Below are 348 nucleotides of genomic sequence, written 5' to 3' on the forward strand. Positions count from 1 at the left end.
GGGCGGCCATGCTCGTCTGGTCGCGGTCGTCACGGATCCCGGGACAACGGCGGACAGCGTGTTGCGGTTTGCCGCTTCGCTTGCTCAAGCGTCGGGGCATGTGATTTCCCAGGGGGTAACCACGGCCGCACGCGAACGCAAGCTCTCGCTTGCCGTGCCAGCCCGTGTTGTCGAACAGCCCGGCGCGGGACTGACGGGGGAGATCGACGGTCAGGTGGTTGCGATCGGCTCGTTTGCCTATGTATCGACGGTCGCGACGCCGGCGCCCTGGAGCAAGGCCTTCCTTCAGCGCGTTGCCAGCGAAGGCGCCTCGGCCGTGTTCGTGGGCGTCGACGGTGTCATGGCGGG

General features: G+C 67.8%; 1 pseudogene. It reads left to right on the forward strand.

What is annotated here, in order from left to right:
- Positions 1-348 (forward strand): annotated as a pseudogene (locus SB751_RS28740) (heavy metal translocating P-type ATPase); the annotation flags it as partial.

It is taken from the genome of Cupriavidus sp. SIMBA_020, from assembly GCF_046535395.1.
Taxonomy (GTDB): Bacteria; Pseudomonadota; Gammaproteobacteria; order Burkholderiales; family Burkholderiaceae; genus Cupriavidus; species Cupriavidus campinensis.